At 36.7% G+C, this 22,785-nt stretch carries 25 protein-coding genes and 10 tRNA genes; 5 read left to right on the top strand and 30 right to left on the bottom strand.

Features of this window, described 5'->3' with window-relative positions:
- Window positions 1–100: 100 nt before the first annotated feature.
- The 3 genes from B9N79_RS23030 to B9N79_RS23020 form a co-directional block, all read right to left on the bottom strand.
- A tRNA-Gly gene (locus tag B9N79_RS23030) sits at window positions 101–174 on the bottom strand.
- A gap of 19 nt (window positions 175–193) precedes the next feature.
- A tRNA-Pro gene (locus B9N79_RS23025) sits at window positions 194–270 on the bottom strand.
- A gap of 22 nt (window positions 271–292) precedes the next feature.
- A tRNA-Arg gene (locus B9N79_RS23020) sits at window positions 293–369 on the bottom strand.
- Between the two features lie 450 nt (window positions 370–819).
- Between B9N79_RS23020 and B9N79_RS23015 the strand changes: the two genes are divergently transcribed.
- A complete protein-coding gene (locus B9N79_RS23015; RefSeq protein WP_019390847.1) occupies window positions 820–1,386 on the top strand; it encodes a non-oxidative hydroxyarylic acid decarboxylases subunit B in 567 nt (188 codons plus the stop codon).
- Between the two features lie 25 nt (window positions 1,387–1,411).
- Entirely contained in the window at window positions 1,412–1,870 is a 459-nt protein-coding gene (locus tag B9N79_RS23010) for a hypothetical protein (RefSeq protein WP_019390846.1), read from the top strand.
- A gap of 61 nt (window positions 1,871–1,931) precedes the next feature.
- Here B9N79_RS23010 and B9N79_RS23005 read toward each other — a convergent pair whose 3' ends face one another.
- Window positions 1,932–2,951, bottom strand: a complete 1,020-nt coding sequence (locus B9N79_RS23005; RefSeq protein ID WP_085119006.1) for an acyltransferase family protein — start codon at window positions 2,949–2,951, stop codon at window positions 1,932–1,934.
- Between the two features lie 241 nt (window positions 2,952–3,192).
- Between B9N79_RS23005 and B9N79_RS23000 the strand changes: the two genes are divergently transcribed.
- Window positions 3,193–3,540, top strand: a complete 348-nt coding sequence (locus B9N79_RS23000) for a hypothetical protein (RefSeq protein ID WP_085119004.1) — start codon at window positions 3,193–3,195, stop codon at window positions 3,538–3,540.
- A gap of 345 nt (window positions 3,541–3,885) precedes the next feature.
- On the opposite strand, the gene B9N79_RS22990 is transcribed toward B9N79_RS23000, so the two are convergent.
- The 8 genes from B9N79_RS22990 to B9N79_RS22955 all read right to left on the bottom strand — a co-directional run bounded on the left by B9N79_RS22990 (window position 3,886) and on the right by B9N79_RS22955 (window position 5,154).
- Window positions 3,886–3,969 (bottom strand) — tRNA-Leu (locus tag B9N79_RS22990).
- 17 nt (window positions 3,970–3,986) lie between these two features.
- Window positions 3,987–4,069, bottom strand: a tRNA-Leu gene (locus B9N79_RS22985).
- A 26-nt stretch (window positions 4,070–4,095) separates the two neighbouring features.
- Window positions 4,096–4,171 (bottom strand) — tRNA-Lys (locus B9N79_RS22980).
- A 2-nt stretch (window positions 4,172–4,173) separates the two neighbouring features.
- Window positions 4,174–4,248: transfer RNA gene (locus B9N79_RS22975), tRNA-Gln, on the bottom strand.
- Between the two features lie 74 nt (window positions 4,249–4,322).
- Window positions 4,323–4,394, bottom strand: a tRNA-Glu gene (locus tag B9N79_RS22970).
- Between the two features lie 12 nt (window positions 4,395–4,406).
- Window positions 4,407–4,497 (bottom strand) — tRNA-Ser (locus B9N79_RS22965).
- Window positions 4,498–4,500: 3 nt separating this feature from the next.
- Window positions 4,501–4,575, bottom strand: a tRNA-Asn gene (locus B9N79_RS22960).
- A gap of 117 nt (window positions 4,576–4,692) precedes the next feature.
- Window positions 4,693–5,154 carry a SprT family protein gene (locus tag B9N79_RS22955; protein WP_046218250.1) on the bottom strand — a complete coding sequence of 154 codons (462 nt, stop codon included), beginning with the start codon at window positions 5,152–5,154 and terminating at the stop codon, window positions 4,693–4,695.
- An 85-nt stretch (window positions 5,155–5,239) separates the two neighbouring features.
- On the opposite strand from B9N79_RS22955, the gene cmpA reads away from it, so the two are divergent.
- The gene (gene cmpA, locus B9N79_RS25900) at window positions 5,240–5,353 is read left to right on the top strand and encodes a cortex morphogenetic protein CmpA (RefSeq protein WP_087944394.1); all 114 of its coding nucleotides are present in this window, start codon (window positions 5,240–5,242) and stop codon (window positions 5,351–5,353) included.
- 13 nt (window positions 5,354–5,366) lie between these two features.
- Here cmpA and B9N79_RS22950 read toward each other — a convergent pair whose 3' ends face one another.
- The 14 genes from B9N79_RS22950 to acpS form a co-directional block, all read right to left on the bottom strand.
- On the bottom strand, window positions 5,367–7,532 hold the full coding sequence (locus B9N79_RS22950; protein ID WP_046218251.1) for a Tex family protein: 2,166 nt from the start codon (window positions 7,530–7,532) through the stop codon (window positions 5,367–5,369).
- Between the two features lie 113 nt (window positions 7,533–7,645).
- Window positions 7,646–8,245, bottom strand: coding sequence for a PP2C family serine/threonine-protein phosphatase (locus B9N79_RS22945; RefSeq protein ID WP_046218252.1), 600 nt, complete (start codon window positions 8,243–8,245; stop codon window positions 7,646–7,648).
- On the bottom strand, window positions 8,245–9,039 hold the full coding sequence (sigB, locus tag B9N79_RS22940) for an RNA polymerase sigma factor SigB (RefSeq protein WP_019395227.1): 795 nt from the start codon (window positions 9,037–9,039) through the stop codon (window positions 8,245–8,247). Before sigB ends, B9N79_RS22945 begins: the two co-directional genes overlap by 1 nt.
- Window positions 9,005–9,487, bottom strand: a complete 483-nt coding sequence (gene rsbW, locus B9N79_RS22935) for an anti-sigma B factor RsbW (protein WP_019395226.1) — start codon at window positions 9,485–9,487, stop codon at window positions 9,005–9,007. The genes sigB and rsbW overlap by 35 nt, the downstream gene beginning before the upstream one ends.
- Window positions 9,484–9,816 (bottom strand): STAS domain-containing protein, encoded by a 333-nt coding sequence (locus B9N79_RS22930; RefSeq protein WP_019395225.1) that lies wholly within the window; start codon window positions 9,814–9,816, stop codon window positions 9,484–9,486. Before B9N79_RS22930 ends, rsbW begins: the two co-directional genes overlap by 4 nt.
- Window positions 9,817–9,873: 57 nt before the next feature.
- Window positions 9,874–10,884, bottom strand: a complete 1,011-nt coding sequence (locus B9N79_RS22925) for a PP2C family protein-serine/threonine phosphatase (RefSeq protein WP_040059882.1) — start codon at window positions 10,882–10,884, stop codon at window positions 9,874–9,876.
- Window positions 10,885–10,895: 11 nt separating this feature from the next.
- The gene (locus B9N79_RS22920) at window positions 10,896–11,297 is read right to left on the bottom strand and encodes an anti-sigma regulatory factor (RefSeq protein WP_019395223.1); all 402 of its coding nucleotides are present in this window, start codon (window positions 11,295–11,297) and stop codon (window positions 10,896–10,898) included.
- Between the two features lie 2 nt (window positions 11,298–11,299).
- Complete coding sequence (locus tag B9N79_RS22915) at window positions 11,300–11,656, bottom strand: STAS domain-containing protein (protein WP_019395222.1); 357 nt, start codon at window positions 11,654–11,656, stop codon at window positions 11,300–11,302.
- A gap of 2 nt (window positions 11,657–11,658) precedes the next feature.
- A complete protein-coding gene (locus tag B9N79_RS22910) occupies window positions 11,659–12,492 on the bottom strand; it encodes an STAS domain-containing protein (RefSeq protein WP_019395221.1) in 834 nt (277 codons plus the stop codon).
- Between the two features lie 290 nt (window positions 12,493–12,782).
- Entirely contained in the window at window positions 12,783–13,133 is a 351-nt protein-coding gene (locus B9N79_RS22905; RefSeq protein ID WP_019395220.1) for a type II toxin-antitoxin system PemK/MazF family toxin, read from the bottom strand.
- Window positions 13,134–13,138: 5 nt separating this feature from the next.
- Window positions 13,139–13,420, bottom strand: coding sequence for a ribbon-helix-helix domain-containing protein (locus B9N79_RS22900; RefSeq protein WP_019395219.1), 282 nt, complete (start codon window positions 13,418–13,420; stop codon window positions 13,139–13,141).
- A 270-nt stretch (window positions 13,421–13,690) separates the two neighbouring features.
- Window positions 13,691–14,848, bottom strand: a complete 1,158-nt coding sequence (gene alr, locus B9N79_RS22895) for an alanine racemase (RefSeq protein ID WP_040059883.1) — start codon at window positions 14,846–14,848, stop codon at window positions 13,691–13,693.
- A 196-nt stretch (window positions 14,849–15,044) separates the two neighbouring features.
- A complete protein-coding gene (locus B9N79_RS22890; RefSeq protein ID WP_046218253.1) occupies window positions 15,045–16,052 on the bottom strand; it encodes a LolA family protein in 1,008 nt (335 codons plus the stop codon).
- Between the two features lie 101 nt (window positions 16,053–16,153).
- Entirely contained in the window at window positions 16,154–16,510 is a 357-nt protein-coding gene (gene acpS / locus B9N79_RS22885; protein WP_019395216.1) for a holo-ACP synthase, read from the bottom strand.
- Window positions 16,511–16,682: 172 nt separating this feature from the next.
- On the opposite strand from acpS, the gene B9N79_RS22880 reads away from it, so the two are divergent.
- Window positions 16,683–17,270 carry a rhomboid family intramembrane serine protease gene (locus B9N79_RS22880; RefSeq protein ID WP_046218254.1) on the top strand — a complete coding sequence of 196 codons (588 nt, stop codon included), beginning with the start codon at window positions 16,683–16,685 and terminating at the stop codon, window positions 17,268–17,270.
- A 22-nt stretch (window positions 17,271–17,292) separates the two neighbouring features.
- Here the strand turns inward: B9N79_RS22880 and uvsE are convergent, their stop codons facing one another.
- The 4 genes from uvsE to B9N79_RS22860 form a co-directional block, all read right to left on the bottom strand.
- Window positions 17,293–18,270, bottom strand: a complete 978-nt coding sequence (gene uvsE / locus B9N79_RS22875) for a UV DNA damage repair endonuclease UvsE (RefSeq protein ID WP_046218255.1) — start codon at window positions 18,268–18,270, stop codon at window positions 17,293–17,295.
- Window positions 18,271–18,364: 94 nt separating this feature from the next.
- Window positions 18,365–19,837 (bottom strand): degradosome RNA helicase CshA, encoded by a 1,473-nt coding sequence (gene cshA, locus B9N79_RS22870; protein ID WP_019395213.1) that lies wholly within the window; start codon window positions 19,835–19,837, stop codon window positions 18,365–18,367.
- A 345-nt stretch (window positions 19,838–20,182) separates the two neighbouring features.
- Entirely contained in the window at window positions 20,183–21,559 is a 1,377-nt protein-coding gene (locus B9N79_RS22865; protein WP_019395212.1) for a UDP-N-acetylmuramoyl-tripeptide--D-alanyl-D-alanine ligase, read from the bottom strand.
- Between the two features lie 85 nt (window positions 21,560–21,644).
- On the bottom strand, window positions 21,645–22,721 hold the full coding sequence (locus B9N79_RS22860) for a D-alanine--D-alanine ligase (RefSeq protein ID WP_026009773.1): 1,077 nt from the start codon (window positions 22,719–22,721) through the stop codon (window positions 21,645–21,647).
- Window positions 22,722–22,785 lie beyond the last annotated feature (64 nt).

Here is a 22,785-nt window from a genome sequence, read left to right as displayed (position 1 = left end):
GATGTCCATAGCTTTTTGTTTCTAATAAGAAACGTTGTTTTAAAAATAAAATAGAATTAACGTTGACGTATTTTGTTCAGTTTTCAAAGGTCAATATAATTGGAGCGGGTGATGAGAATCGAACTCACGACATCAGCTTGGAAGGCTGAGGTTTTACCACTAAACTACACCCGCATCTTTTTGAAGTTGCTCCTGGTCGGGAAGACAGGATTCGAACCTGCGACCCCATGGTCCCAAACCATGTGCTCTACCAAGCTGAGCTACTTCCCGTCAGATGACTTTATTTTATAAATGGCGCGCCCGATAGGAGTCGAACCCATAACCTTTTGATCCGTAGTCAAACGCTCTATCCAATTGAGCTACGGGCGCATTTCTTAAATAAGCGACTTAATCATCTTATCATCTTTCGGTTTTGTTGTCAACAACTTTTTTAGTTGTTTTAATCATTTCACATCACTTCCTTAGAAGCGACATTAATCATCTTACCAAAACCATTTTGTTATGTCAATACTTTTTTTAAAAAGTATTTTTAGTTTGTTTGTTCTTTAAATTAGTTCCTTTCGTTTTCTGAAAAGCTTTTTAAAGAAGCAACGTCATTAATAATACCAACTCTTCTTTTATGTGTCAACACTTTCTAAAAGTATTTTAAAAAAATATTATATTTTAAATCACCCTTCCTTCTACTAGATAGAAGGCTGCTTGAATTTTTAATATACTCTGCTGGTATTATATATACATTTTATAGATATTTTTAATAAAATGAGGAGCACTGTATAATTAGTTTATACCACGTTATCCTGTAAAGAAAGGAGTCAGAACATGAGATTAATTATTGGTATAACAGGTGCAACAGGGGCAATTTTTGGTATACGCATCCTTGAGCTTTTAAAAAATACAGACATTGAAACACATCTTGTTATGTCTCAGTGGGCTTCAGCTACAGTTCATGTAGAGACTACTTATACTACCAAAGAAGTTGAAGCACTTGCAGACTATACGTATTCCCCAAAAGACTTAGGTGCTAAAATATCGAGTGGTTCTTTTCAAGTTGATGGAATGATTATTGCTCCTTGCAGTATGAAATCTTTAGCCTCCATCCGAATGGGCCTAGCAGATAATCTCGTAACGCGAGCAGCAGATGTGATATTAAAAGAACGAAAAAAATTACTATTAATGACTCGTGAAACACCACTAAATGATATTCACCTTGAAAATATGCTAGCGTTGTCACGTATGGGAACCATCATATTCCCCCCAATGCCTGCTTTCTATAATCATCCTCAAAGCATTAACGATATTATTAACCATATTGTATTTAGAGCTCTTGATCAGTTTAATATTTGCCTTCCTGATGCTAAGAGATGGGAAGGAATTAAAAACAACTAACCTTTTGATAATGGAGGTTTTACTTATGAAGAAGGAATTGTCATTAGAAGTCTTAGAATTATTAAACGGAAAAAAACTTGATAATAAACAACATGAAGCATTCATGCTTCTCACAATAGACGAAGAGAACTGGCCACATACCGCAATGATTAGCGTTGGTGAGATTGTAGCAAAAAATGCACAGGAAGTTTACCTTGGACTTTGGCCAGAAACGACTACAACAAAGAACATCATCCGTTCAAAAAAAGCAACTCTTGTTTTTTTCTTTCAAGGAAAAGCCTACTATATTAAACTCTCCCTCAAACAGCTTCCACTACTCCATCTCGCTAAGTACAAACGAGAACGCTTTATTGGAAAAGTTGAAAACATACGTGAAGATAGAGCTAAATATGCTTCTATTACTTCTGGAGTAAAAATAAATTTAGATAATCCAGAAGAAGTCATCCAACGATGGGAAGAGACAATCAATGAAATATCAAGATAAAAAAGAGCCGTTTATTTCAAATAAGCGGCTCTTTTTATAGCTACATAGAGACTGTGTTACGTCATTGACTCTGTTTTGGTTTATAGATCTTCCCAACAAACATATATCCATATTTAAAATGGTTAAAAACCCACGATAACATCATTGGGCCAACAATTGAAAAGCTATAAATAACCATAAGGCTTAGTGAATTTTGTATTTCTGTAAAACTATTTAAAATCGTAAGCCCTATCCCTAAGAAATACACATGAAATAAATAAATGGAGAAAGAGTAATTACTAATTGTCATGATAATATAAGGTACTTTTGAAACTTTTGAGAACAGATGGAAAAGTAAAAAGATTATACTTGTTGTGTATAGAAGAATATCAGGCCTTTTCGATGATACTTCAAAGAAACCAAAATACGTATTATTTAAAATCATAAAGGCTGATAAAGCTGCAATACCATACACGATATAACGATATTGATCTAATAAAGAAATGAATCCCTTATAATTTTGTCCGCAATAGTAAGCAAGACAAAAATAGAAAACCCATCCTACGAAAGGAATCCAAGAAATCGGAAAGATTGGGTTAGGTCCAAAAGAAGGAATATCTATAAACGTTACAAAAGTAAGGTATCCTCCATTAACCAAAAACGCTATAGACAGAACAAACTTAGCAGAAATCCGCTGGAGTATTTGATGAAAGAAAATATGCAATAAGTAAAACTGGAAGATGATAAGGATGAAGTACCCGATGAAATTACCAAGAAAGATGTTAGCGCTTATTCTTTGTAGAAATGATAGTAGTGTCGCATTCCCCCCTAAACTAGACATCATAACAGCATCAATAAAGGCGACAAAAAGGAATGGTAAAAAAATAAACTGTATTCTCTTTAGTAAAAAACCTTTTGGTGTTCCATTTGGATATGAATAGGAAAGTAAAAACTCAGAAATAAAGATGAATGATGGAGTACTAAACATTAATAACGTCACTAACATAGATGATGTACTATGCATTGTAATTCCTAACACATGAATCATAACAACACTTAAACACGAAATGCATCTAATAAAAAATACCTCTTTTACTTGCATTTTCACATCTCCTCCTGTATCATTTTCAACCCTACAGGAATTTACCATATTATAGTCGATTACAGAAAGAGGCTTTATTCTTAGATTGTGCAAATTTTAACAACTCTATATTTAGAAAGAGCTCTTCAAATTAGCTTTACTTTTTCTTATCTCTACTGTAGCACTCTCCCTCTTTTCTTCATAGAAAGATAAAGAGGTTTACCTCCTTTATTTTATAGGCATTTGTAAGGAAGTGACGATCATGGCCAAAAAGAGGTGCAGGTGTGGAGGTAAAGTCCCGCGAATCCCTCCGAAGATTATAAGGGAATTTCCTGATATTACTCTACAAATTTCTGAGACGGAAGATACACAGTTAAAAATTGTCGGCAGAGTTTCTTACAATAAAATCCCCTTAAAAAATGTGAAAGTAGCGTTAAGAGATTCCTCCAACTCGCTTAACTTTGATTCTGATTCTTTATTAACAAATAATAGTGGTATTTTCACCACAACCGCTTCGGTTCTCCCTTATGTAGCAGATGACATTCAAGTTTTTGCACCTATTCAGTACAATGGATATCCTCTCTCTACCTCTTCACAGTTAAGCACATAAGCTTATACTCTAGTATGAAGTAGAGATAAATGATTTTGACAAAGAAGCTTCACCATCTCATTTCAATTGTAAACAATATTGAACAAACAGTAGAGTTTTATATAAATGTGTTAGGGAGGAAAGCTGTGCGTTTTGTTACAGAGAAAACTATAGAAAAAGTTTTAAATCATTTCGGATTTCACAAAGTTAGTGTTGAAGAAGTTCCCTTAACAAGAATGGGAAGTCTCGGAATCCTTACTTATATATATTAGAGAGCCTGCTCAAACTCTAATTAAAGTTTCCCAATTTGCTAAACAAAAAAGACCATAAAAAAATACCAAAGGTTTAAACCTTTGGTATTTTTGATGCGGCCGAGAGGACTTGAACCTCCACGGGTTATACACCCACTAGGCCCTCAACCTAGCGCGTCTGCCATTCCGCCACGACCGCAAGTGTTGAAAAATGAATGCGGGTGAAGGGACTTGAACCCCCACGTCATAAAGACACTAGATCCTAAGTCTAGCGCGTCTGCCAATTCCGCCACACCCGCGTATGCTATTGTTACTCACACAAAAATGGTGAGCCATGAAGGACTCGAACCTTCGACCCTCTGATTAAAAGTCAGATGCTCTACCAACTGAGCTAATGGCTCAATGGCTGGGCTAGCTGGATTCGAACCAACGCATGACGGAGTCAAAGTCCGTTGCCTTACCGCTTGGCTATAGCCCAAAAGATGATATAACTTGATGAGATGACCTTTATTTCTTCAAAAGGTGAATGATCGACATCAAATATTATAAAAGTGACCCGTACGGGATTCGAACCCGTGTTACCGCCGTGAAAGGGCGGTGTCTTAACCGCTTGACCAACGGGCCATATAAGAAATATGGCGGAGAAGGAGGGATTTGAACCCTCGCGCCGCTTGCGCGACCTACACCCTTAGCAGGGGCGCCTCTTCAGCCACTTGAGTACTTCCCCGTCTGGCTCCACAGGTAGGATTCGAACCTACGACCGATCGGTTAACAGCCGATAGCTCTACCACTGAGCTACTGTGGAATATTATGATGAGACGCTATTTATTATATACCAACTAACTTAGCTTGTCAACATTTTTTTCACAAACTAAAATCTTATCCTAGAAATAGCGACTCCATAAATTTAGCATAGTTTATTTTAAGAGTCAATACCTTTTTTAAGAAGAAGGCTACCTTTGCATCTTCCACATCGGTATTTTGTAATATCTACTTTACGCTTTCTTTTATAGAGATAATTGCAATCTTTACAACGGTAAAAAACATTCTTGTTTTTCTTTTGAATAGAAGGAAGTGAGCTACAATATCTTGGAGCTCCAACTTGTTTTAGTAACGCTTTAAATTCTTGGTCTCCATGCTTATATCCTTTGCCCATCAGATGAAGGTGATAATGACATAGCTCATGTTTAATAATACCGATAAGTTCCTCTTCTCCAAACTCTTCATAATACTTAAAATTCACCTCAATATGATGTGTATTAAGTATATAGCGCCCCCCTGTTGTCCGAAGTCGTTTGTTGAAATATGCCTGATGTTCAAATGCTCTGTCAAAGCATTCCATAGAGACTTTTTCTACTAGCTCTTGCAAACTGTCATTATTCATTACTCAATCTCCTTTCATAAGCACGTGACTAGCCCTAGGCGCATATACTTACTATTACTACCCTTTTCAGAAAGGACGTGGCAATATGCCTTCATGGCTAATCAATCAAATGCAGCGTGCTTATTATACAAAAGATCGTTATCAAATTAAACTATTGAATCAGTGTTGGTTCTTTTATCAAAAGAAGCACTGCTCTTAGCAGTGCCCTTGTTTTAAGAAGGTGCAATCATGGACAAAGCAATACGTCCTTTTAAAGCATCCACACTTTCCACCCATACTGTTACTAGATCACCAACAGCGACAACGTCTAATGGGTGCTTAACATATGAATTTCTTAGCTTTGAAATGTGCACAAGACCGTCTTGCTTTACTCCAATATCTACAAATGCGCCAAAGTCCACAACATTTCTTACTGTGCCTTCAAGCTCCATCCCTTGTGTTAAATCTTCTAGCTTTAGAATATCTTGTTTGAGAAGAGGCTTTGGTAATTCATCCCGTGGGTCACGCTCTGGTCTTTGGAGAGAGTCGATAATATCGTTTAAAGTTAATTCTCCAATTTCTAGTTCTTGCGAAGCTTTCTTTTTATTTAGTTCTTTTATTTTTTCAGCTAATAAAGGGCTCCCAAGGTCTTTAGTTGTCATTCCCATCATTTGTAATAATCTTTTAGTTGCCTCATAATTCTCAGGATGAATCCCTGTTCTATCAAGGGGCTGCTTTCCATCTAAAATACGCAAGAAACCAACGCACTGCTCATATGTTTTGGCGCCTAATCGAGGAACCTTCTTGAGCTGGCTACGATTTATAAGTTTCCCCTCTTCTTCTCTATATTGCACAATATTGTTTGCCACCGTTTTGTTAAGCCCTGCTACATATTGTAAAAGAGAAGATGAAGCTGTATTTAAATTTACACCAACTTGGTTTACAACCGTTTCAACAACAAATTTTAATGACTCGTTTAATTTTTTTTGAGACACATCATGCTGATATTGACCAACTCCAACAGATTTTGGGTCAATTTTAACAAGCTCTGCTAACGGATCTTGCAAACGACGAGCAATCGAAATTGCGCTTCGCTCCTCAACTTGAAGAGTAGGAAACTCTTCACGCGCAAGCGCAGAGGCTGAATAAACACTTGCTCCTGCTTCATTGACAATGAGATAAAAAATATTTTGTTTCATATCTTTTAGCAAGTCAGCAATAAACTGTTCGGTCTCCCTTGAAGCTGTTCCATTCCCAATTGCTACTACTTCAACATTATATTTTTGTAGCAGTTCAACAACTTTGTCATAGGCTTCTTGCTTCTTAGCTTTTGGTGGATGAGGATAGATCACATCAATTTCTAATGTTTTACCTGTTTCATCTACAACAGCTAGCTTACAACCCGTTCGATATGCAGGATCTACTCCTAGCACCATTTTCCCTTTAAGAGGAGGCTGTAAAAGTAAATTACGCAAGTTCTCAGAGAAGATTTTAATAGCCTGATTCTCTCCTACTTCTGTAAGTTCACTTCGAATTTCTCTTTCAATAGAAGGAGCTAAAAGGCGTTTAAATCCATCTGCAATTGCTTTTTTTACATAAGAAACAGATGGAGCATGAATATTTTTAATCATTTTGCGCTCTAAATATTGAATAATGCGATCTTCCGGAAAACCCATTGAAATACGAAGAACATTTTCACTTTCTCCTCGATTCAACGCCAACACTCTATGAGGTACAATTCTATTAATGTTCTCTTCATATTCATAATACATGCTGTAAACTTCTTTCTCATCTATTGCATCCTTTTTCTTAGCTGATACAATTTTACCTTCTTTTCTAGTTTGCACACGAATCCATTCTCGGTATTTAGGATGATCTGAAATCTCTTCAGCAATAATATCTGCTGCTCCTTCTAGAGCTTCTTCTATCGTCCGTACTTCTTTATCTGGAGAGATAAACTTTTGGGCATAGTTCTCTACTTCTTCTTTTGTTGAGAAAGTTAGCAACCAGTCAGCAAGCGGCTGTAATCCCCGCTCTTTAGCAATTGTTGCTTTCGTTCTTCTTTTTTGCTTATATGGTCTATATAAATCTTCTACTTCCTGAAGCTTTAAAGCCTTTTCAATTTGCTTTTTGAGGTCATCTGATAATTTCCCTTGTTCGTCAATAAGTCTTAAAACTTCTTCTTTTCGGTTTTCAAGATTTTGAAGGTATGTCCATCGATCTAGCACAGACTGTATTTCAACTTCATCAAGAGCCCCTGTCATTTCCTTTCGGTAGCGTGCAATAAATGGTACTGTATTTCCTTCTTCAGTGAGTTCAATTACGCTTTTAATCTTTTTTAAAGGTATATGTAATGAAGCCTCAATTTGCTTCAACTGCTGTTCTTTTGTTAATGACATACAAGTTCCTCCTTCGCTGGACCTTTCTTTATTATAGCAATTTCTTCCTCTCTTACAAAAGAAACAAAAAAAACAGATTACCCCCTGATAATCTGTTGCTGCACTTTATTCTTTTAGTGACCAATACAACCTAAAACATATGTTGCGTCATCATTTGAAGGAGGAATACTCATTTGCATATAGGAAGAAATATCAGAAAGCGACCTTGACCGCGAAAAGATATTTTTAATCCCACTGATTGAAATGCCATCTGTATGAATTAAAAAGTGACTTCCTGGCTGATAAGAAAACGTACCAGTTTTAAAGGACTGAGGTTTCCCAGAAAGAAAGCCATTTACTGGAATGGGATATGTTAGATTTCCATCAGGTGAATATAGATAAAAACGAATATTGCCTACTCCACTATATATAAATTGCAGTTTCTTTTTGTAAATCTTCAAAACTGAAACAGCTGCACCTCGTGTACTTTTTAGAGCGTTGTTGCACTGTGACATAATCTCTTCTACTTCTTGGTTTTGAAAGCGTTCAGCAGCTTCTTTAACAGCAACAGCTGCATACATAGCATACTCTCCGCTTCCAAGACCATCTGCTACAACACAGAGGAAGTAATCCTCTGTGTCTGCTATGAAGTAGCTATCTCCGCAGTAATGACTTCCATTTTTAGAAACCTGATAGGTTTCTACTTTTACTTGCGGAATAGATTCGTTCATCATTAAAGTGAATTCTCCACTTTTTCAGCATCTGTCCTAACTGCATTACGCAGCTTTTCTAACGCTCTTCGCTGAAGTCTTGATACATGCATTTGAGAAATACCTAACTTCTCTCCTGTATCTTTTTGACTTAAGTTTTCCATAAAAGTACACTGAATGATTTCTCGCTCGCGCTCTGTTAAAACGTGGAGTACTCTCTCTAATACTAACCGTTGGTCAACAGTCTCATATCCGCTTTCTCTTTGCCCCACTAAATCTAGGATTGTTACTGTACTTCCATCTGAATCTGCTTCAATTGAGTGATCAACAGAAAGTGCTTGATAACTTTGGCCCATCTCCATTGTTTCAAGTACTTCCTCTTCAGATACTTCAAGATGGTCAGCAATCTCATGTACTTTAGGTGACCGTTGAAGTTTTGTCGTAAGTTCTTCAACTGTTGCCTTAATACGTGGACCAAGTTCCTTAATCCGACGCGGAACATGTACACTCCATGTTTTATCACGAAGAAATCTTTTAATTTCTCCAACGATAGTCGGGACTGCAAATGATTCAAAACTACGCTCATAGCTTGGGTCAAATCGACGAATAGCTCCTAATAATCCAAGCATCCCAACTTGAGAAATATCTTCATGAATGTTGCCACCTTTTGAATATCTTCTGGCAATGGATTCTACAAGACCTTTATATTGAATAACAAGTCTGTCTTGAGCATCTTCATCGTTATTTTTTTGATATTGATCAATAAGCTTGATAACTTCTTCTTTACTTAGCTTCGTAGGTTGAGATTGTGCTGCCATCACTCTCCACCTGCTCTCTTTGTAAGTTCTTCGCCATCATTAAAGTAAGACCTTTATTATGAGTAATTTTTGTTTGGTCCATAAGAGTATCGATCAAATATAAGCCAAGACCACCTTCTGGTAGTTCTTCAACTTCTCGAGATGTTTCATATGGTCCTGCTTCTTTTTGCAAGTCACCATAATCAAATGATTCACCTTTATCAGCTACAACGATCTCTAAATATTCTTCGTAAAGACCAAAAGCAACTGTAATCTCTCCAATTTCTTCTTTATAGGCATGCTGTACAGCGTTCGTACATGCTTCACTAATTGCAATTTTCATATCTTCAATATCGTCATAGGAAAAGCCCATTCTGTTAGCAATTCCCGATAACGTTAAACGAGCAATGGCCACATAATCTGGTTTAGCAGGGATTTTCATCTCTACGATATCATATGGTTGTTTCATTTTACGCCACCCTCTACGTGAGAATTTACATTTAAAATTTCCGTTAGACCTGTGATGTCAAACAAACGTTTAATTCGTTCTGAAACACCAACAAATTTCAATTTACCTTCGCTACTCTTAATTGCTTTTAGTAGCGCAATAAATACACCTAAACCTGTACTATCCATATAAGAAACATTTGTCAAATCCACAACAATATATGGTTCTGACAACTGTGCTAATTCCATAAATTTATTTTTTAACTCTGGCGCTGTATAAGCGTCGATTTCACCGGCTAAAGTGATGTAATGTTTTTCATCCTTCATTTGTACATCTATTGATAAGTTCACAGGATTTACCTCCTTCAATTATACTGCTATCAATTTAGTTACCCTTATTTTAATAAGTTAAACCAATCTTTTTAAAATAATAAGGGTAAAATCATCACGAAGTTGGAAATCTTGTAATTTTTCCAATTCCTTGTAAATAGAGTGTACAACTTCTTGAGCTGGAAGATGCATATACTTCCGAATAAGATCAATAATTTGTTCTCGCTCAATAAATCCTTCTTCTGTTCGGCATTCTGTTACCCCATCTGTTAACAGAACAATAAGATCTCCTATCTCAAGATGCTTTTCATACTGTTTGTATTTACGATGTCGATCAACCCCTAAGACAAGGCCCTTACCGTCTATATCTGAAAACTTGTCTTCTTTCGCATTGTAATAGAATCCTGGCTCATGACCTGCTGAGGAGTAGCAGAAACTTCCATCCGCAGAGTCATAGATACCGAAAAACATGGTAATAAACATGCTTGGATCAACATTTTGTTCTACTACATTGTTTAAATTCTCCAATACATAGTCAGGAGTCTTCCTTGATTCAGGTAAGCTATCCATAGCATATTTGATCATTGACATACACATTGCAGCCGGAATACCTTTTCCAATAACATCAGCAACAGCAATGCTAATACGATCATTCTCGTCTTGTACAAAATGATAATAATCCCCGCTCATCTTTTTAGCGGGAATACTAATAGCCCCAATATCTAGCGACTTTAAGGAAGGCACTGCTGTACCAAGCAAATTTTGTTGAACATTTGAGGCGATTTCAATTTCAGAGTTCAGCTCAATTTGCTTGCTCTTGAGCATTTGATGTTCACCTAGCGCAAGCCCATAGCTAATCATCATTTCAAGTAGAAAATCCAATGATTGGAGAACTTCTTTTGGAATATCTTGATGAATTTCTTCAATCACTTCTTTATGGATACTAACAATATCTTCAGGGGAGATATTATTCTCAAGAGACTTACGGCTTAGCTTTTGCCCTTCATACAACACCGTTTCATTTGGCGTTTGCAAATAGCTGCTGAGTATGTCCCGGTATAGTGCCTTCATTTCATTTTGAAAATCCATTCTTCTCCCCCTTACCGGAGCCACTTAACTGCTCGAATTTCTGTTCCTTCATTAACAACTGAATTAATATCAAATTGATCAACGAGTCTTTTTACACCAGGAAGACCAGCTCCTAATCCTCCTGAGGTTGTATAACCGTCTTCCATTACTTTTCGTATGTCCGCAATTCCCGGACCTTGGTCTTTTGCTATGATTAAAAGGCCCGATTTTCCTCTTTCAAATATCTTCTCGATGCATATTTGGCCTTTATCTGTATATAAATATATATTCCGAGCTAGTTCAGAGATTGCGGTTGTAATCCGAGCTTGATCGACCGTTCCGAAACCTAACTCTTTAGAGACATTGCGACCTAATTGACGGGCAGCCACAATATCCCACTCCGTAATAATTTTGACGCAGGATTGGAATTCCATTGCTATTCCCCCAATTCATACTGGAGCTTCTCAAGTCCTTTTTCCAAATCTAAGGCTGTCCATACATCGCTTAATCCAATCCCAAGTTCAATAAGAGTAATGGCTACTGCTGGCTGAATACCAGTTAAGACGACTTTTGCTCCCATCAGTCCGGACATGTTAACAACATCACCTAAAACTTTTGCTATAAATGAATCAATCATATCGATTGATGTTAAGTCAATTACGACTCCTTTTGCACCTGTTTGGTGAATTTTATTTAATAGATCTTCTTGAAATTGGATTGCGGTTTGATCGTCAAGCTCCCACTGAATGGAAACTAATAAGTAGTCATATAGCTTTAATATAGGAATTCGCATAGCTATTCCTCCATACTTATAATTTGTCTGTTTGTTATTTCAAGGGCGCGTTCAACGCCTACTCTTAGAGAATTTTTCGTAATAACTTGATCTAAACGAATGCCAAGATTAACAATTGTTTGGGCAATTTCAGGACGAATACCAACAATAAGACATTTCGCCCCAACTAGTCGTACTGCCTCCGAAGCTTGGATAATATGATGTGCCACCATTGTATCAACAACAGGAACTCCTGTTATATCAATAAGCACAACTTCTGACCGATGTTTTACAACACCCTCTAAAAGATTTTCCATGATAATGCTTGCCCGTTCCGTGTCAATCGTTCCTACCAGAGGCATCACTGTGATGTTATCAAAGATTGGAATAAGCGGCGCTGATAGTTCTTGAAGAGCCACTTTTTGGAGATTAATTGTGTTTTCCCAAGATGTCGCGTAGATGTCTTCTAACTCATGATAGATAGGTTCTGCCCATAGCTCTAATTCTTGCACAGTTTCCATGGGCACGTAGTTATCATCACGTGCAAACTCATCTTCCATAAGCAACTCTAGGATTACTTTACGAAGCAAACGAATTGCTCGCGTCAAATATGTGAGTGGCCAGCCGAGTTTTACAACACGTTCAATGAACTCTTCTAACTTTGTTCTAAAGTGCTCAGGTGACTCTATTTGGTGACTAAAGATAATATCAAGAAATTCAGAATTCATGCTAACATAAACGTTCTCAGATACTACATTTGTAAGAGGTTCTGCTGATACATCCTTCATTGTATCAAGCCAACCTTTTGCGATTTCTTGTCTATGTTCAATTATATATTGTTGAATACTCCGTTCCATCTTGTCCTCCTTATTACAGTACACATATATATAACAAAATATTATTTTTAAACTGTCTCTTCTATTATAACAGTAATGAAAAAAAGCAGGAGTGAAAAATCCCCTACTTTTAATCATACGTGTATTTAGTTTTTCCAGTCAAGAATAAGGGTACTCCCCTATATAAAGGCCGGAATACCCTCATCATTGCTGTTAATCTGGTAGTTGTGTGCGATCGCTTCGCTTAATTTTTCTACTTATAACCTGAAAAATGATACACAAAGATAATATTAATTCCATTATTTACAAGTCTAAAAATCAATAAGCCCAAGGCTAATTTGTAACGCTTTATCGACTTTACTCATCATTTCTTCATCAAGATGCGTAATCTTGTCTGTTAAACGCTGCTTATCAATTGTTCGAACCTGCTCTAACAGAATAACGGAGTCTCGTTCAAACCCGTATTTCTTAGCATTAATTTCTACATGCGTAGGTAGCTTTGCTTTTTGAATTTGAGCGGTAATGGCTGCGACAATAACCGTGGGACTAAAACGGTTACCAATGTTGTTTTGAATAACAAGGACTGGTCGGACCCCTCCTTGCTCAGAACCAACAACGGGAGATAAATCAGCGAAATAAACGTCGCCACGTTTTACTACCAACCGTTTTATCCTCCACTTACAAGACGTTCGACTGTGTTGTCCGCTTCATGTTCAGCCAAGAAAGCTTCAGACGCAATATTTAGGTTAATTTTCGCCATTTCCATATAACCCCGTCGCATATTATTGCGGATGCTACTATTTCTTTTCTCATCAACGAACTTCTTTACAGCTTGATTAATCAAATCATTTCGGTTACTGTTTTCCTGCTTTGCGATAGCATCTAGTTCAGATACTAAATGTTGTGGTAAACGAACTAAAAGCTCCATCGTTGCGCTCGCTTCAGACACCAACATACACCTCCACCATCAGTACAAAACAAATAAGAATAGTTAATTTTTTTATTATGAGAGCACATTGTAAACAGTAGAACCTAATTAAGGCACTACTTGTTTCCTCTTACAGACGAGTAAGATATTAAATATAAATTATTTTTATCTTTTTTCATCATACCATCTATACAGTTTTATGCAAAGCGAATTCTGTCATTTCTTCAACTATTATCGTCATCAATACTATTATTTTATGCATGCAATCATAAAAAATCACGCCTTGCTACTTTAAGCTAGCACATTATTTATAACTTTTACAACTTTATCTGCTCTCTTATATACTCGAGGAACGCGATCACTAATCATACAAGTAACTTCATAATTAATTGTATTAAGATAGCTTGCAATATCATCTGCGCTAATGGACTTCCCGCCATCATGACCTATTAACGTGACTTTTGTGCCGACCGCTGCATCTTTTGGAAGTCTAAACATAAGTTGATCCATGCAAATGCGTCCAACATTTTGTACTTCCTCTCCGTTCATTAATGCTGTAAAACCTTGAAGACCTCGAAGCCAACCGTCTGCATAACCAATTGGCACAGTTCCGATCCATTCTTCTTTCTTTGTTGTGTATGTTGCTCCATAGCTAATGCTTTCACCCTCTTCTAGACTCTTAACGTGTATCAAAGATGTATAGAGAGATAGAACTGGCTTTAATGTAAATGGCAATACTTTTTTCATTTCAGATGACGGGCTTAAACCGTACATTGAAATCCCGAAGCGTACCATTGTAAAACAATCATGTGGTAAACGTAAAGTTGAAGCACTGTTTGCACAGTGAACGTTAGGAGGACAAATCCCTTTTGATTTCAGATAATACACAGTTTCAACGAAACACTTACTTTGCTCTTCGTAATACTCACTATGAAGCTCATCTGCTGTTGCAAAATGTGTAAAAAGGCCCTCTAGCACAAAATGAGAAGATTGTTTAACTTTTGAGACAACACGCTCCATTACATCTTTATCTTTAAATCCAATGCGATTCATGCCTGTATCAATTTTCATATGAAGAGAAAGAGGCTTCTTTATATCATACTTTGATGCTTCACGTAACCAACTTTCATTATGAAGGGTAAGTGAGATATCATACTCTGCTGCAATATCAACATATGAAGGAGGCACGTCTCCTAATACTAAAATCGGAACTTTAATCCCATTTGCTCTTAGTTTAATTCCCTCATCAAGCAATGCTACTCCTAAAAACGTAGCTCCTGCTCCAATTGCTTCTTTCGCTACTTCAATATCACCGTGCCCATATCCGTTTGCTTTTACAACAGCCATAATTTGTTTACCCTTTGGCAGCCATTCTTTTAAGCAATTTACGTTATGAGAAACAGCTTCTAAATCAATTTCAGCCCATGTGTTACGGTAAAACGAATTCACTGGTGTCACTTCCTTTAAGAACTATGGCTTGTAGAAGCCACTATACTACAATTGCACGGTTTGTTTACATTTATTCTTCTCAAAAACAATTCATGCATTTATCATGCTTTTATTATACAAAAATAAACTAGGATTCGTAAAAGTTTATCTAAAAAAGGAAGTTCGTTCTCCTTTTAGAGAACGAACTTCCTTTTTTTTATTTTCCTTGTTCTTTTTCCATTGAGCTTGCAACCATCATAAATTCCTCTGGAGAAAGATCATCAGACGCAATAATGTATTCCACTCCATCTGCTGTCCATTGAATACTTTGTTTTGAAAGAGCTCCAATTGAGAAACCTAGGTCAACAACGTCTCCATTCACAGGAGTTGTAGTAGAAGCTTCTGCAACTGTTGCCTTCTCCTGAATCACTGTAAAGGACTTCTCACCACCATATGTGAGTACAACACGTTTTCCATCCATCGTTTTAACCGTTTTCTCTTCTTCTTGCTCTGTACCTTCAGGTGTATATGAAGGATACTTGACTGAGAAAGGTTCTTCTTCACTTGTCATTGTTGGCACATCTGACTTTTTAGCAGTCATATTCCGCTTAGTATCAAACGCATCTTTATCAAACTTCACATTCATCTCTACTTTCTTAAAGTCAACCGTAATAACAGGCTCATTATCTGTATCCATAATTTCCACTTTTTTAGGGGTAAGCTCTTTTTTATCCAAAATAATTTTTTGCTTCGGAAGAACAGACTGGTGCTGATAGTTGGTTTTTGTGGTAAAGATATAACCATCTTTAGCTACTTGAAATTTTGCTTCATCGTCTCCTTTAATGTCTTTAATTAACGACTCATAAAGGTATGCTTGGCTGCTATTTTGTGGCCAACCACTTTGAAATTTAAAGCTTTTATTAAGCGCAGGAGTTAGCACAAAAACTCCTTCATTATTACGCAAAATCATCTGAGATTGATCTTTTTTGGCATTTTTAAGCTCTACCCTATAATAATCGGGTTTGCTATGCCAAATCTCCACATCATATTTCTGTGGTTTTTCTCCTGTATTCAACATCATCTCAGCTGTTGCTTTATAACCTGTTGACTTTTCCATCTTTTCATTCAAATCTTTTTTTACATCATCTGCACTTTTATCTCCACAAGCTGCTAGTACAAATAAAACACTTAAAAAGACAATGGCTTTAACAATCCATCTTTTCATTCCTACACCCCTTATTCTTTTGCAAGATTTGCAAAAATGTATTGTCGTATCTTTTAATTGGACAATATGAATATATGAGGTGAAAACAACGAATATGCAGACTAGCGTGACAGGCTTTCAATTATCACATTTGCAATAGCATACTGCTCACTATGCGATATAGCCAAGTGTGTAATTTCGTGTTCATTTTGAATATAAGGTCTTCCAGACGACTCATATTCAATCTCAATATCTTGAAAAGAAAGCAATGAACCAATGCCTGTTCCTTTTGCTTTTGCATAGGCTTCCTTAGCAGCAAATCGGCCTGCTAAAAACTCTATTTTCCTCTTGTTTGAAAGCGTATAAAATTTCTCTTGTTCACGAGATGTTAAGATTCGCTTTACAAGCTTGTCATTGCGCTCTAATGCCCTTTTTATTCGGACAAGCTCAACAATATCATTTCCAATTCCGATAATCATAAAGAGTACTCCTTTTATAATAGACTTACATAACGTGCTTTTTATTGACTTGGCTTTATGTAAAGAAAGGGACTTTATTAGAACTTCTTTTCCCTTTATGAAATAATGAAGAAGATTTGTAATCCTTCCTAAATTAAACACAGCAGATATATTGATTAGAGGAGATGATTTTTTGTTTGTTCGTACTGAGAATTTTAGAGAGTTCATAAAGCTCTATCCGATCGTGTTTCTACTTATTTTGATTCACATTGTTGTTTGGCTTCTTGCCAAAATCCCTTTAGAAAGCACGCAATCGCTGATCTATTATTTTGTCGGGATTAACGGGAACATTTCTCAAGGAGAATGGTGGAGACTTATTACCCCTATTATTACACATATAAGTTTTTCCCATCTTCTTTTTAACACGTTTTCTCTCTTAATTTTTGCTCCCGCCCTTGAAAGGATATTAGGAAAAGGAAAGTTTATTTTAATGTATTTCACAACAGGGATCATTGCTAATGTTGCAACATACTTACTTGAAAATATTTACTATACACATGTAGGTGCTTCTGGCTCTATTTTTGGTTTGTTCGGAATCTATCTTTTCTTTTTGCTCTATCGAAAAGATATTCTTGGGCGAGACAATACTCAGGTAATAATGACAATGGTCATTATTGCACTTGTTATGACGTTTGTAAATTCAAATATTAACGTCGTTGCCCACCTCAGTGGTATTATAAGTGGCTTCGTTCTCTCTCTTTTCACCCTTCAACGTAAATAGCACGAACAAAAAAGGAACCTTTTTAGGTTCCTTTTTCAACGATTTCAAAACTTCCTTTTGATAAAACTTGAACATCATCGTATTTGCTTAAATCTCTCATGAGCTTCTCTAGTGCTTTATCCTTCTGTTTTGCCTCAATCATGCAATCTAACAGATCGACCGTTCCATTTATAGTACGAAGAAATTGAATAAACATCTCAGGATCCACATATGGAGCATGCGCCCGAAATTGTTCCTCATTCCTTGGACTAGAAATATGCATTTTCATAGGAAGAGGCGAATGAGCCCATGTCCCAACCATCCTCTCCCAATGATTTCCCCATATTTCTCCCTCATTGTTTGCTAAATGATGGTGGAGGTCAAAAATAAAAGGAATATCAATCTTTTCACATAGATATAAAACATCTTCTATATTGAACGTTGTATCATCATTTTCAAGCATAACCATTTTAGCAATAGACTTTGGTACAAGAGCCCAATTATAAATAAACTGTTCAAGTGCTTTCTCCTTATTTTTATGTGCTCCTCCCACATGAAGCACACAGCGATGTTGAGTTGGAATACCCATCCCTTTCAGAAGGCGAGCATGCATTGTTAGTGTTTGAACAGAGTTTTTCAAAATCTCAGGCTTTGTGGAATTTAGAAGAACAAAGTGATCAGGATGAAAATCAATTCTCATTGGATGTTCTTCTAAAAATGATTTAATTTCTGACAAAACGGGTTTCAATGGCTTCATATAGTCCCAATCGGAAAGATCCTCATGTCCTGCAAGAGGAATAAGACGAGAACTCAATCTAAAAAATTCTACTTCATTCCATAAATTATGTTTTAAAAGACGAAGGCAATTTTCAAGATTTGAAATTGCAATACGCTCAAGTTTCCGAATAGCAGCTTCTCGATCACCAATTTTTTTAAAGTTTGCATATGTCATTGTTTGAGAAGGAGAACTATTCACAAGTTCCATACTCATGGCAACATATCCAAGACGTATTTTTGTCATCTTTTACACGCTCCCTGCTTCTTAGCATGCCCCTCTAAGAAGCTCTTTATCATCAAAATAAAAAAGCTCTAGCAGGATGTGCTAGAGCTTTTTATTATGAAGACTTACGTGTTTTGTTTGTACGTGAACGACGTTGCTTCATATCATATGAACGTGAAGATTGCTGACGCCCATCTTTATTTCTATAGTTGCGTTTATTTTTAGAGTAGTTACCTTTACCATATGATTTTTTACGATCTTTTTTCACTTGTAAAGGCGGCTCAGATGTTAATTTAACAGGAGTTGTATCAGGCTCTTTTGTCATTAACTTAAGCGCTGCTGCTACTACTTTCGCTGCATCATTCTTTTCTAGAAGATTCTCAGCCATTTGCTCGTAAGAAGAAAGGTTTTCTTCATTAATTGCACTTGTAATTTGGTCAAAAATTAGACGTTGTTGACCTTCAAGAGCATCGTCTAGGCTTGGAACTTTCATTGGCTCCATACGACGTTTTGTTGTTGCTTCCACGTTTTTAAGATGTGGAATTTCACGAGGCGTCACAAATGTCATTGCTTTACCTTGTTTCCCTGCACGACCAGTACGTCCGATGCGGTGTACGTAGCTTTCTGGATCTTGTGGAAGGTCAAAGTTATAAACGTGACTAACACCTGAAATATCTAATCCACGTGCAGCAACATCTGTTGCAACAAGGATATCGATTGAACGCTCTTTGAACTGACGCAATACTTTCATACGTTTACCTTGTGTAAGGTCACCGTGAATACCTTGTGCTGCATAACCACGCGTTTGAAGAGCTTCTGATAACTCATCAACACGACGTTTTGTACGACCAAAGACAATTGCAAGCTCTGGTGCTTGGATGTCTAGAAGACGAGTTAATGCGTCGAATTTCTTTTGCTCCTGTGTTTCAATATAGTATTGTTCAATATTTGCAACTGTCACTTCTTTAGATTTTGTTTTGATTACTTTTGGCTCATGCATGAAGCGCTCTGCAATTGCTTGAATTGGTTTTGGCATTGTTGCTGAGAAAAGTAATGTTTGGTGTTCACTTGGTACTTCTTTTAAGATACTTTCGATATCTTCAATGAAGCCCATGTTTAACATTTCGTCTGCTTCGTCAAGTACAACTGTTTGTACGTCTTGAAGACGAATTGTTTTACGATTGATATGATCAAGCATTCTTCCTGGGGTACCAACAATAATTTGTGGTCCTTTTTTCAACGCACGGATTTGGCGACCAATCTCTTGTCCTCCGTAAACAGATAAAACTTGAACACGTTTATAATATCCAATTTTATATAGTTCTTCGGAAACCTGAATAGCTAATTCGCGTGTTGGGGCAATAACAATTGCTTGAATACGAGGATTATTTACATCAATTTTCTCAATAAGAGGAATACCGAATGCTGCTGTTTTCCCTGTACCTGTTTGTGCTTGACCGATTACATCGTTACCTTCAAGTGTAACTGGAATCGTTTGGGCTTGAATTGGTGTTGCCTCTTCAAATCCCATTTTACTAATTGCTTTTTTCAGCGGTTGACTAATTTCAAAATCTTGGAATAACGTCAATTGTTTCAAACTCCTTTTAATCTAAATTCCCATAAGCATTATATCTATTATAAAAGAACTGCTTTAACGTGAGGAAGTGGTGCTAACATAGCACCACTTCTTCTTTTACGTTCATAACAATGATCACAAGCAGAAATGTTCTTACTGCATGGAAGAGTAAGACTTATATATCATCAATTAAGAGCGAGAAAAACTCTACCTTTTTTCTTCGCAGAATCCTTCTTTATCCTAAAGGTCGTTATCAAATGTTATTTTAGATGTTATCATATCACTAATACGAGTAATATTCAAGTAACCTAAAAATTACATTCCTTGTCTTTTACGTAAGTGAAGGGGCTTTATACCTTATATTCCTTTTTCTAAGAGCGCTGTAATAACTTGTTCTAATTTCATACCACGTGAAGCTTTAAAAAGAATAACATCTTGCTCTTTTATAATGTAGCTCAGTTGCTCACTTAGTGTGTCCTTATCCTCAAAATGATAAACATGTTCAACTCCAGCATCTGATGCTCCTTTAGCAACTTCCTCACTTAAAGGTCCATATGCAAAGACGTATGATACTTCATTTTTATCAATAGATTTCCCAACTTCATAATGATATTCTCGTTCATCCTCACCAAGTTCAAGCATATCTCCTAATACCGCTATTTTTCGGTTGTATCCCGAAAGCTCATGCAAGAGGTGAAGAGCAGCTCTCATTGCTGTTGGACTCGCATTATAAGCGTCATTAATTAAGCGAGCACCACTACTTGTTTCAATCACTTCCATGCGCATTTTTGTTAGCTGCAATTGAGATAAACCTTTCACAGCTTCCTCTGCTGAAATGCCAAGTGCTTTTCCAACAAGAATGCTTGCTAACGCATTTTTCACATTATGTTTTCCAAGCACAGGTAAATGACATGTTACATTTTCATCTGTTGATAAGGAAAAAACGGTGCCGCTTTCTGTTTGTGTAACATTTAGTGGTCTTAGGTCACAGTTTTTATTATAGCCAAATGTATGCTTTTCAAATGATACCCCTTCACTTAATTTAGCAAGAAGCGGTTCTTCCCCTTCATAAATAAATACGCCGTTATTGTTTAAACCATTCACAATTTCGAATTTTGCTTTTGCAATTCCTTCTCTGCTTCCTAAATTTTGAATATGAGCTTCTCCAATATTTGTAATAACTGCGATGTCGGGTTCGCCAAGTTTTGAAAGAAGGTCAATCTCACCAAAATCACTCATTCCCATTTCAAGGATGGCCACCTCAATTGTTTCGTCAAGCTCAAGCATTGTAAGAGGAAGACCAATATGGTTGTTTAAATTCCCTCTTGTTTTTAATACTTTATATTTAGTACTTGCAACAGCTGCAATCATATCTTTTGTTGTTGTTTTTCCATTACTTCCTGTAATACCAACAACTTGTATAGAAAGGGATTTGCGATAATTATATGATAGAGTTTGCAAAGCCTGAAGCGTATCATCAACAAGAACAAGCGGAACCCCTTCAGGCTGAGGCGTTTGATCTCGTTGCCATAGTGCTGCTACTGCTCCTTCTTCATATGCTTGTTCAACAAATTTGTGACCATTAAAATTTTCACCGATTAATGGAATAAATAAGTTTCCTTTTTGAATTGTTCTCGTATCCGTAGAAACCCCGTGAATCTCAGTTTTTTCTTCTTTTGTTACATTACTATTCGGAATCCATTCATTTATCTTTGCTAATGTTGCTTTAATCATTTTTCACTTGACTCCTTTCACTTCACAATAAGCGCACAAGAAACACTATCCATAAATGAATAGTGCTTCTTTCTGCTCTTTCTTCTTACATCGTATGTTTAATTTGCTGTTTCTCCGCGTGACGTTCCATACCTAACTCAACTAATTTTTCAATTAGCTCACTATAAGGCACACCTTTATGCTCCCATAAAAGCGGGAACATACTGAAAGGTGTAAAACCAGGCATTGTATTTACTTCATTAATAACTAAAGAGCCATCTTCTGTTAGAAAGAAGTCTGCACGTACTAAGCCTGAACCATCAATTGCTTTGAATGCCTTAATTGCTTCCTCTTCCATACGTACGTAAGTTTCTTTGCTAATTTCAGCAGGGATAATGAGAGCTGTATCCCCGTCTTGATATTTTGACTTGTAATCATAGAAATCTGTTTTAGCAACGATTTCTCCTACAACAGAGCAAGAAGGAGCATCATTTCCTAGAACACCGATCTCAACTTCACGAGCCGTAATACCCTCTTCAACAATGATTTTACGATCGAACTGAAATGCTTCTTCAAATGCATTTACAAGTTCTTCTCTATTTGTACATTTGTTAATTCCAACACTAGAACCTAAGTTAGCTGGCTTAACAAAACACGGATATCCCAGTTCTTGTTCTACCTCTCTATATGCAGCAACTTCGTTATTTTTCCAATCCATCTTTAAAAAGTGAACGTATTTCACTTGTTTGAGACCTGCTTGAGCAAACAAGTTTTTCATAATTACTTTATCCATTCCAGCTGCTGAACCAAGCACTCCATTTCCTACATAAGGAATATTCAATAATTCTAACATTCCTTGTACAGTACCATCTTCTCCATTTGGTCCATGAAGCAATGGGAAAACAACATCAACTGCTTCTCCTTCTTGAGACAACGTGCTTAGTGACGTTGGGGAAATTGCTTTTGCTGTTGCTTTTTCTGTCAATGTTAATTCTTCAACACCTTGTACTTTTCCTTCAATTATTTCACCGCGAATCCATTCGCCGTTTTCCGTTATATAGACAGGGTGAACTTCAAATTTCTCCCCATTCAATGCATTGATAACCGCTAGAGCCGTTTGTAAAGAAACCTGATGCTCTGCTGATTTTCCACCATATAAAAGTCCGAGTTTAATTCTCACAATTGTTCCTCCTTCGACATTCCTAATGTCCTCGTCTATTGTATCACTTTCCCTTCATTTTGCGAAA

This window comes from Priestia filamentosa (genome assembly GCF_900177535.1).
GTDB lineage: Bacteria > Bacillota > Bacilli > Bacillales > Bacillaceae_H > Bacillus_I > Bacillus_I filamentosa.
Note: the sequence above shows the minus strand (reverse complement) of the source record. Positions and strands in the feature narration are given on the sequence as shown.

Bases quoted from the DNA above. Each gene is read 5' to 3' on its own strand.
- B9N79_RS23015 (WP_019390847.1), top strand. From the start codon at position 820: ATGAGATTAATTATTGGTATAACAGGTGCAACAGGGGCAATTTTTGGT.
- B9N79_RS23010 (WP_019390846.1), top strand. From the start codon at position 1,412: ATGAAGAAGGAATTGTCATTAGAAGTCTTAGAATTATTAAACGGAAAA.
- B9N79_RS23005 (WP_085119006.1), bottom strand. From the start codon at position 2,951: ATGCAAGTAAAAGAGGTATTTTTTATTAGATGCATTTCGTGTTTAAGT.
- B9N79_RS23000 (WP_085119004.1), top strand. From the start codon at position 3,193: ATGGCCAAAAAGAGGTGCAGGTGTGGAGGTAAAGTCCCGCGAATCCCT.
- B9N79_RS22955 (WP_046218250.1), bottom strand. From the start codon at position 5,154: ATGAATAATGACAGTTTGCAAGAGCTAGTAGAAAAAGTCTCTATGGAA.
- cmpA (WP_087944394.1), top strand. From the start codon at position 5,240: ATGCCTTCATGGCTAATCAATCAAATGCAGCGTGCTTATTATACAAAA.
- B9N79_RS22950 (WP_046218251.1), bottom strand. From the start codon at position 7,532: ATGTCATTAACAAAAGAACAGCAGTTGAAGCAAATTGAGGCTTCATTA.
- B9N79_RS22945 (WP_046218252.1), bottom strand. From the start codon at position 8,245: ATGATGAACGAATCTATTCCGCAAGTAAAAGTAGAAACCTATCAGGTT.
- sigB (WP_019395227.1), bottom strand. From the start codon at position 9,039: ATGGCAGCACAATCTCAACCTACGAAGCTAAGTAAAGAAGAAGTTATC.
- rsbW (WP_019395226.1), bottom strand. From the start codon at position 9,487: ATGAAACAACCATATGATATCGTAGAGATGAAAATCCCTGCTAAACCA.
- B9N79_RS22925 (WP_040059882.1), bottom strand. From the start codon at position 10,884: ATGGATTTTCAAAATGAAATGAAGGCACTATACCGGGACATACTCAGC.
- B9N79_RS22920 (WP_019395223.1), bottom strand. From the start codon at position 11,297: ATGGAATTCCAATCCTGCGTCAAAATTATTACGGAGTGGGATATTGTG.
- B9N79_RS22915 (WP_019395222.1), bottom strand. From the start codon at position 11,656: ATGCGAATTCCTATATTAAAGCTATATGACTACTTATTAGTTTCCATT.
- B9N79_RS22910 (WP_019395221.1), bottom strand. From the start codon at position 12,492: ATGGAACGGAGTATTCAACAATATATAATTGAACATAGACAAGAAATC.
- B9N79_RS22890 (WP_046218253.1), bottom strand. From the start codon at position 16,052: ATGAAAAGATGGATTGTTAAAGCCATTGTCTTTTTAAGTGTTTTATTT.
- acpS (WP_019395216.1), bottom strand. From the start codon at position 16,510: ATGATTATCGGAATTGGAAATGATATTGTTGAGCTTGTCCGAATAAAA.
- uvsE (WP_046218255.1), bottom strand. From the start codon at position 18,270: ATGACAAAAATACGTCTTGGATATGTTGCCATGAGTATGGAACTTGTG.
- B9N79_RS22865 (WP_019395212.1), bottom strand. From the start codon at position 21,559: ATGATTAAAGCAACATTAGCAAAGATAAATGAATGGATTCCGAATAGT.